A 9091-nucleotide genomic window follows, 5' to 3' on the forward strand; every position below is an offset into this window, starting at 1 on the left:
CTGAAATTCGTCACGCCGGCGCAGCGCCACAACGGCGTAGCCGCCGCAGTGCTCGCGCAGCGTGAAGCAGTTTATGCAGAGGCCAGGGAGCGCAATCCACGGCGTTGGTCCCGATCAACGCGCAACTGGAAATTGAAGGATGAAGTCTGGCTCAATCCGGAGCGCATGCAGCCGGAAGAACTAAAGCAGTTTGCTTGAAGTGACACGACAAGTACGTTGACAACCGCCGTCGACGATATGCAAACCCGAAGGGTAAATTGGGACAAACGGCCGCCCCAGCGAGCTAAGGAGTGAATTTGAGTTGGCTATGCCAGTCGAGAATGTGCTTGCGAAGTAACGATGCTCCACCAATTGAATCGCGCCGCTTAAACATTTCTAAAATCTCGCTGTGATCCGAATGCGCAGTATCGCGGCCGCCAGAAATCACTATTTTTGTCCGATAGCGGCTCGTATTCTTTAAGAGATTTTCCACGATCTTTACGGCTCGGTCACGGCCAGACGGTTCGCACAATGCGACGTGAAAGCGACAATTTGCGTCGGACCACGCAGCAGGATCTTCGTCGGGGATTGCGCAAAACTCGGCCAGGATTTGGCTTGCCTTCTCAATGTGCGCGTCGGTGCAGACTTCAATGGATAGACGAACCAGGTTAGGTTCGATCCATAAGCGAAGGTCGACTAGATCCCGAAGCTCATCGCTCGTGAGTTGTGACACGCAAGCCCGGTGATGAGGCATGAGCGTGACGAGCCCTTCCGCTGCCAACTCACGAAGCGCTTCTCTGACAGGAATACGGCTGACTCCCATTTCGATGGCAAGCTCATCTTGCTTCAAGACGGCTCCTTCGGGGAATTCCGATGACAAGATTTTGCGGCGAATTCTATCCACTACACCGCTAGCTAATGTCGCACGTGGGACGATATCCCCCGCACCATTGGCGCGGGCGGCAATGATGTCGTTTCGAGCCTTCAGAAGCCCCATGGCGTCTCCGTCGTTCATCGCTTCCTTCCTCATTCTATCAAAACAATATACAGGATATTCTTTCCTGGAAATCGACGCAAGAAAGTCGTCGGAGGCGGCCAAGTTTCGCTCGGAACGGCGGGCCACTCGATGAATAATCGAAGATCCTCAACGCGGTTGACCGACTTGCCGGTGACAAGAGGTGAAATAACGTGCAGGACACCGAGAATCTGGATCCAGATTTCGCTCCAACCGAGAGTAAAATATGGCGATCAACGTTCAAACACGGTAAAAATGACTGATAATGCGCTCATTTGGCACGCTATTTAGGTATTTTCCCTAGTTATATCCAGATTGACATTTTTATTGGCGGATCCAGTATACGAATAGGTGACCAGTTTGCCGGATCGAAGTTGTTCCGTTGTTCCAATCCAGTTGCGTTCGGGCAAATGCGCCGATTCGACTGTCCAAAAGATGCAGGGGAAATACGTGCAGGTATCGTCAATCAATCTAGTTGGCATCACTAAAGATCCGTTACTGCAACCTTTCACCATTAAAGGCGTGGTCTTTAAGAATCGAATTATGAGTACGAGCCACGCTTGCGGCCTCGAGGAAGGGGGGATGCCGGGAGAATCGTATCAGCGGTACCACGAGGAAAAGGCAAAGGGAGGACTTGCGCTAACAATGTTTGGAGGCTCGTCAAACGTTGCGCCGGACTCTCCGAATGTGTTCAGGCAACTGAATGTCGGTGACGATGCCATCATTCCACATCTGATCCAGTTCTCGGAACGCCTCCATCGGTACGGTACCAAGCTGATGTGTCAGATCACTCACCTAGGGCGTCGTGGCGAGTTCTCAGCGTCAAACTGGTTGCCGACCATAGGACCTTCGCCCGTTCGAGAGAATCTTCATCGCAGCTTTCCCAAGGAGATGGATAAGAACGATATCAAGCGCGTCGTGAAAGCGTTTGGTCGCGCAGCAGAACGATGCAAGGAAGGAGGCCTCGACGGTATCGAGGTGATGGCGGCAAGTCATTTGGTCGGCCAGTTTTTGTCGCCTAAGGTCAATCTAAGAACAGATGATTTCGGTGGATCGCTCGAGAATCGATGTCGCTTCGGATTGCTGGTGTTTGAAGAGATACGCCGCCGCGTTGGAGATGATTTCCTGGTAGGCCTGCGGCACACCGTCGACGAAGGCGGTGGCGGCTGGCTTACCTTCGAGGAGTGCTTGGCGGCGGCCAAGGTCTTCGAGCGCGCCGGGACGTTGGATTTCATCAACGCGATCTATGGGCGAATGGATACTGATGCGGCGCTGACAACCGACAACATGCCGGGGATGGCTTCTCCTATTGCGCCCTGGCTGGAGCGAGTCGGAGAGTTCAAGCGTGAAATCGCGTTACCGGTTTTCCACGCAGCCCGCATCTCGGACATTGCAAGTGCACGTTACGCGATTCGCGACGGCCTCCTTGATATGGTTGCTATGACCCGGGCACATATAGCTGACCCATATATCGTCTCAAAGCTGCAACAGGGTCTCGAGCACACTATTCGACCCTGTGTCGGCGCAACTCAATGTCAGTCACAATTCCGCCCCGCGTGCATTCATAACCCGTCGAGCGGCCGAGAACTGACGCTGCCGCACGTTGTTCAGAAGTCCAAACGTGCAGGAAGAGCGGTAGTCATTGTCGGCGGCGGTCCTGCAGGTCTTGAAGCGGCGCGCGTATGCGCCGAGCGCGGCCATCGGGTGGTTCTTTTCGAAGCCACTTCACAGCTTGGCGGCCAGATCCTGATGGCAGCAAGGACGGGATGGAGGCGAGACCTCATCGGCATCGTCGACTGGCGGGTTCAGGAGCTCGAACGACTCGGCGTCGAGATCCGGTTGAATTCATTCGCGGAGGAAGAAGACGTACTTGCACAAAATCCAGACGTTGTCATCGTGGCTACAGGTGGTGCGCCAGATTTGGATTGGATGGAGGGCGGGCAGTATTGCACGTCCGTGTGGGACGCGATCAGTGGAAATGTTCCGCTCGCACCGAAACTGCTGGTTTACGACGGTACGGGACGTCAGCCAGCTGCACAGTTTGCGGAATTTGCTGCAACGGAGCGGCGAACAGTGCACCTCATTTCCAGCGATGGATATCTGGGACAGGAGCTAACTTACGCCGACCGGGTTATCTGGAAGCGAAACCTGGCTGAACTAAGCGTTGATATGACTTTCGATTTGGAATTGATAAAGGTAGCGCGCCAAGGCGAGTTATTAGCGGCGACCTTTCGACACATGTATACAAAGAAAACGCGAGTGATAGAAACCCAGCAAATTGTGCTGGAGCACGGAACCGTGCCCATGGACGAATTGTACCAATCGTTACGCGGTCAATCGTCCAATGACGGCGTGACAAGTATCGAGCATTTGCTCGCGGGCCAACAACAGCCTGTGGACACGACCGCGACTGGATCGTTTGAGTTGCACCGAACAGGTGACGCCGTTTCAAGCAGAAACATACACGCCGCAATTTTGGATGCATCCCGTCTATGCATGGCGATCTGAAGACGCCGGCGAATGGAACGGGCCGTCGCAGGGTGATGCCCAGCCATAACCTGACCTAAGCGCATTCTCGAAGACGAGCGAAGAATTGACGCGCGCACCCGTAATTGGCGAAAGGATATGAAAATGCACGATTTCTTGATCCACCCGTTTCAGCACGTAAGCATTCCTCTCGGCTCGTGGGTACAGGAATTGGTCGGTTGGCTCGTACTGAACTTTCGACATGCGTTCCAAGAGGTACGGTATCCAGTGCAGATCCTGTTGTCAGGCGTACAAATCGGGCTTGGGTCGATTCATCCCCTCATTCTGATCGCGGCGTTTATGTTACTGGGTTGGCAAGTGGCGGGACGTCGCACCAGCCTTGTTGTCGGTATTTGCTTATTTCTGATCGGCGCAATTGGAGCGTGGGCAGAGGCGATGGATACGCTTTCCATTGTGTTCACGGCCATTGTACTTTGTTGCGTTATTGGCATTCCGATCGGAATCGTTGCGGGATTGAATTCTCGGTTCAACACGTTTCTACGCTTTATTCTCGACTTCATGCAAAGTGTTCCATCGTTTGTTTATCTCGTGCCGGTGGTAATGCTCTTCGGGATAGGAAACGTCCCGGGAGTATTAGTCACGCTGATTTATGCGATCTCGCCGGTAATCCGCATGACCAGTCTGGGCATACGTCAGGTTCGCCCGGACGTGGTCGAAGCGGGTGAGGCGTTCGGGTGCTCCCCTGCCAAGATTCTTTTCCGCATCAGAATTCCGCTCGCAACAACGACAATCATGGCGGGCGTAAATCAAACGGTAATGCTGGCCCTATCCATGGCCGTGGTGGCTGCAATGATTTCGGTTGCCGGCCTCGGACAAATGGTTTTGCAGGGAATAGGCCAGCTGGACGTTGGCACCGCAACCACGGGAGGCATTGGCATCGTGCTACTTGCAATTACGATCGATCGCATCTCTCAAGGATTGGGGATGTCATTCCGTGATCGCGGTATGCGGCCCTGGTTTCAACAGGGCCCGATAGGATGTGGATATACCTGCTGGATCAAGTTGCAGCAGAGGAAGCCACGAGGATCACCGCAAATGCAGTCGGCTCAATTGTCCGTCGACGAGTCCAACGGCCTGTCTTGATAAACAAGCAGTTCTTTAGCGACATTTAGCAACAGCGACATGTCAACGACGTAACGCATTGATCTACGAGCGTTGAACCGATCACAGATATTGCCGGAGAGGAAAAACATGTTTAATGCCAATCAACAAGAAAAATCAAGACAGTACGTTAAAAATCTGGTGGCTAAGCGCAAGCAAGGCTTTAGCCTCGAAGCGCCGTTTTACCTGAGTGACGACGTTTTTGAATCTGACATGCGACTTATTTTTGGCAAGCACTGGTTGTATGTAGGAACGGAAGCAAACATCCGAGAACCGGGCGATTATTTTACCGCCGATTTTGGACCTTATTCGATTATCGTTCTTCGTGGCGATGATATGCAAATTGCCGCGTTCCACAATGTCTGCCGTCACAGAGGGGCGCGCCTTCTGCAAGATCAGCATGGTTCAGTCGGAAACATCGTATGTCCATACCATCAGTGGACCTATGCATCTGACGGTGCGCTGCTGCATGCGGAACTACACACGGGCGCCGACAAGCGATGTCTAAGCCTCAAGGACGTCCACGTGCGTAGTCTGAGTGGCTTGATCTTCGTGTGCGTTGCCGATGTGCCGCCAGACGATTTCGACGAGCTCGCGCGGATCGTTGAGCCTTACATGGAGCCGCACCGTTTGCAAGACTGCAAGGTCGCAAAGCAAGTCGACATCATTGAGAATGGGAACTGGAAGCTTACCCTCGAAAACAATAGAGAGTGCTATCACTGCTCGGGACATCCTGAGTTGTTGCAATCAACATTTGGCGTTTTCGGCTATACGGAAGCAGATGCCGATCCTAGCCATAGAGAGGCCCTGGCGTTACATAACGAGGCCCTAAAGGAATGCAAGGCGACGTGGGATCATCACGGGCTACCGTACGGATGCGTTGAACATCTCGACGATCGGATTACGGGGTTTCGCTTTGACCGTAACGCGCTGGCTGGTCCCGGTGAGTCCATGACCATGGACGGACGAGTTGCATCCAAGCGCCTTCTTGGCAACTTGAGCACCGCACGCCTGGGAAGGTTCCAGTTCCATTTACAACCAAATTCGTGGCATCACCTGCAAAGTGATCACACGGTCCATTTCTCCGTCCTTCCAATAAGCCCTGGAAAGACTCTGTTACGTACTACGTGGTTGGTGCATCAAGACGCCATAGAGGGCGTGGATTATGACCTTGAGAATTTGACATACGTTTGGGAAAAAACGAACGACCAAGATCGGTTTTACGTTGCTCTGACGCAAGAAGGGGCACTCAATCCCGCCTATGAGCCTGGACCATACGCTCCCTCGGAATGGCAAGTCGAGAAGTTTTGCAACTGGTATGTCAATCGCCTCTCTGCGTTACTCGACGCCTAAGTACCGTACCCACTAGGAGATCAAATTGCGTAACGTCAAAAACAGAAGATCATTCTTGGCCGGCGCTTGCGCCTTAGCTGTTTCGTGCATCGCGACTCGCCACGTTTTAGCAGCAGATCTTCCTGGAAAGGGAATCGTGGTTCAACCCATAGGCCTGTCTACACCCACGGCGCGGTTCCAGGACGTAATTGTAGAGATGGGTTTGCAACAACTCGGCTACACAGTTAAGGAATATATCCCGGCGGACCCCGCAATATTTCATTTGGCAATTTCACAAGGTGAGGCGACGTTTTCTGCACAGGAATGGACACCGTTGTACGACGATTATTACCAAAAGTCTGGCGGTGATGCCACATTTGAGCGACTGGGGCACACAGTTACAAATTGTGTGTTCGGTTACTGCATTGATAAAGCAACCGCAGATAAATACAAGATAACTAACATCGGCCAGCTTCGGGATCCAAAAATCGCCGCGCTATTCAATTCGAATGGTGTAGACGGCAAAGCCGATTTGGTTGCGGGAAATCCGGGGTGGGGGGCCGCCAAGGTCATACGGCGACATCTTGACCTCTACGACTTGACAGCAACTGTGCGGCCGGCGTTCGGCAACTACGAAGCGCTGATGGCGGACGTTATTGCCCGGTTCAATAGTGGAAAGCCGGTTTTGTACTATACCTGGTTACCAATGTGGGTAAGCGGCGTGCTTGTACCGGACAAAGATGTTGTGTGGCTCAGCGTCCCGTCGCCGGACCCTGCCAACGGTAAAAATAATAGCCGATTGTCTGATGGACGCGATACCGGATTTCCGATCTACGAGATGAAAATCCTGGTCGATAAAAAATTTGCAGCGCAGAACCCCGCAGCTCGTAAATTCTTTGAGTTGGTGACTATTCCTGCAGGAGACATAAGCGCAGAAAATCTCCTGATGCAAAAGGGAGAAAATAAAATAACAGATATACAACGGCATGCACAAAATTGGATTGCGTCGCATCAACTGCAATTTGCTGATTGGATACGCCAATCCACTGCGGCAGGCCAAGCGTAAAGCGCGAGGCGAGCAGATTACTCTCATATTAAGGAGTCGATAAATGGTAAGCGACACTTGGCTCGGGCAGCGCGAAAGCGTAACCATGAAAACCTCGTCAGCCTGTTTCGCTGAGCAGACTGTCGCATCTGTCGGCTTGATAGAGTGCAAAAATCTTTGGAAAATATATGGTGAAGCCTCGAAACGGGCGATGACTGCAATCCGCGAACATCATCTCGGAAAGGACGAAGTGCGAGATAAATTTAATTGTGTCGTGGGGGTTGCGGATGTCAGTTTCTCGGTCCAAAAGGGCGAAACGCTATGCATCATGGGGCTTTCTGGCAGCGGTAAATCGACACTTTTACGGCATATTAATCGATTGATCGAACCGACTTCAGGGGAAGTGTGGATAGGGGGCCGTTGCGCCACGACATTAAATGTGTCCGAGCTTCGAGAACTGCGGAGTAAGGCTATTGGAATGGTATTTCAAAACATGGCGCTCTGGCCGCATATGACCGTCCTGGAGAACGTGTTGTTTGCGCTACGAGGACGGGGCATGCGGAAAGAGGCGCAAATGGACGCAGCTGATCGCGCACTCGAAACAGTTCATCTGGAGGGATGGAAAAATCATTATCCGGACCAGCTTTCGGGGGGCATGCAGCAGCGCGTTGGCCTTGCAAGGGCGCTTTCCATTGATCCCGAAATTTTGCTGATGGACGAACCTTTCAGCGCGCTGGATCCCATTATCCGCAGAGAACTACAGGAGCAGTTTATAGAGGTCTCGCGAGCTATGGGAAAGACAGCCGTGTTCATCACCCATGATTTAGATGAGGCCATTCGCATCGGTGATCGCGTTGCGATCATGAAAAATGGTCAGATAGTACAGACCGGCACGCCTCTTGAAATCATCAATAAGCCGGCTGACGATTATGTGTTGGCCTTTGTCCGTGGCGTGGGTCGTTTGCACATGCTTACTGCAGAGACAGTCATGTTTCCATTAACTGAACGCACCGCCAACGAATATTCCCAATCGCCCGCCTTGCTGACTGACGAACGGCTACCCAGCGTGCTGGATGCGTTGATGACGTGGGAGTTGGTTGACGTGGTTACGCGCGATCGCAAGAAAGTCGGTACGATTTCGCGGCAGGGGCTACTCGCATCAATTCGTTCGAAGTTGGATTAGGCGCCGTTTTTTAGAACTCACGGCACTGAGGTTTCTCTTTGTTTGTAGCGAGTCCTTAGCAACAGCGTGAGATGTGTCCATACCTTTAAGGTTAATTTTGCCTGCGTGCTTCATCTGCCCTTTAGCGATCATGTGCATGGTTTCGATGTCGCCCAGAATGATGCGGGCACAGCGAAAGCTCCCGAATCCGAGCGTCGGCCGGGTGCGTCGCCAGATTGGCTCCGCTTTTATCGATTGTCACTGCCTCCGGAGCACCGTTCTGATTGATCGACTTTTCAAAATAACGCTGTGCCGCAGCCTTGTTGCGCCTGGCTCGTAGAAGAAAGTCGACTGTGTGCCTTCGTTGTCGACAGCCCGATTAAAGATATCTCCATTCGCCCCGAACCTTCACATAGGTCCCATCCATTCGCCAGCTCTTGCCCACTGCAATCCCTCGCTCGACCATCATTTCCTCCAGATTGCGTGAGCTCAGCGGATACGTCACGTACCAACGCACGCAAACCAGGATAACTTCAAGCGGATAGTGCAATCGCTTCAACACGTTGGCTATTCCCGGCTTTGGCGCGTTCATCGTCGTTCAGCTTATTCTTGTAAGGCCTGCAGCATACCAGCGCCCCTGACTGCGACGGCACCCTTGTTATATCTCTAAAGAAACGCTCAAGCATGCCGTAATGCATTCGTGGACAGGGCCTTACGTCAGCAATCGTGCGCGCTCGCATCGTTGTCCCCAAACTATCCGGGGAGCGCGCCAGCTATTCTCATCAGCGTCTCCCCCGGCGTCAGACTACTTGTCGTGTTATCTGATTCTTATAGACATGGTCCGGGGGCGGTAAAATCAGAGTGAATGAAAACCTACTCAGCAGAAAGAAAAGAAGCGCTGGTGCGGCGC

The 9091-nt window shown here is 52.6% G+C and carries 6 protein-coding genes and 2 pseudogenes; 6 read left to right on the forward strand and 2 right to left on the reverse strand.

The annotated features are described in order from the left end of the window. Positions 1–198, forward strand: a pseudogene (locus AWB69_RS49070) (hypothetical protein); the annotation flags it as partial. 85 nt (positions 199–283) lie between these two features. Here AWB69_RS49070 and AWB69_RS44275 read toward each other — a convergent pair. After that, complete coding sequence (locus tag AWB69_RS44275; protein ID WP_156529205.1) at positions 284–1078, reverse strand: GntR family transcriptional regulator; 795 nt, start codon at positions 1076–1078, stop codon at positions 284–286. Positions 1079–1444: 366 nt separating this feature from the next. Between AWB69_RS44275 and AWB69_RS44280 the strand changes: the two genes are divergently transcribed. The 5 genes from AWB69_RS44280 (at position 1445) to AWB69_RS44300 (ending at position 8202) form a co-directional block, all read left to right on the forward strand. After that, on the forward strand, positions 1445–3502 hold the full coding sequence (locus AWB69_RS44280) for an NADH:flavin oxidoreductase (protein WP_231937447.1): 2058 nt from the start codon (positions 1445–1447) through the stop codon (positions 3500–3502). Between the two features lie 117 nt (positions 3503–3619). Beyond that, the gene (locus AWB69_RS44285; RefSeq protein ID WP_197500483.1) at positions 3620–4624 is read left to right on the forward strand and encodes an ABC transporter permease; all 1005 of its coding nucleotides are present in this window, start codon (positions 3620–3622) and stop codon (positions 4622–4624) included. 108 nt (positions 4625–4732) lie between these two features. Further along, entirely contained in the window at positions 4733–5995 is a 1263-nt protein-coding gene (locus tag AWB69_RS44290; protein ID WP_062093087.1) for an aromatic ring-hydroxylating oxygenase subunit alpha, read from the forward strand. A gap of 25 nt (positions 5996–6020) precedes the next feature. Continuing rightward, entirely contained in the window at positions 6021–7040 is a 1020-nt protein-coding gene (gene proX / locus AWB69_RS44295; protein ID WP_063978057.1) for a glycine betaine/L-proline ABC transporter substrate-binding protein ProX, read from the forward strand. Positions 7041–7083: 43 nt separating this feature from the next. Beyond that, positions 7084–8202 carry a quaternary amine ABC transporter ATP-binding protein gene (locus AWB69_RS44300; protein ID WP_197500484.1) on the forward strand — a complete coding sequence of 373 codons (1119 nt, stop codon included), beginning with the start codon at positions 7084–7086 and terminating at the stop codon, positions 8200–8202. Positions 8203–8301: 99 nt separating this feature from the next. On the opposite strand, the pseudogene AWB69_RS47395 reads toward AWB69_RS44300, so the two are convergent. Next, positions 8302–8773, reverse strand: a pseudogene (locus AWB69_RS47395) (IS6 family transposase); the annotation flags it as partial. Between the last annotated feature and the right edge of the window lie 318 nt (positions 8774–9091).

It is taken from the genome of Caballeronia udeis (assembly GCF_001544555.2).
In the GTDB taxonomy this organism is placed as follows: domain Bacteria; phylum Pseudomonadota; class Gammaproteobacteria; order Burkholderiales; family Burkholderiaceae; genus Caballeronia; species Caballeronia udeis.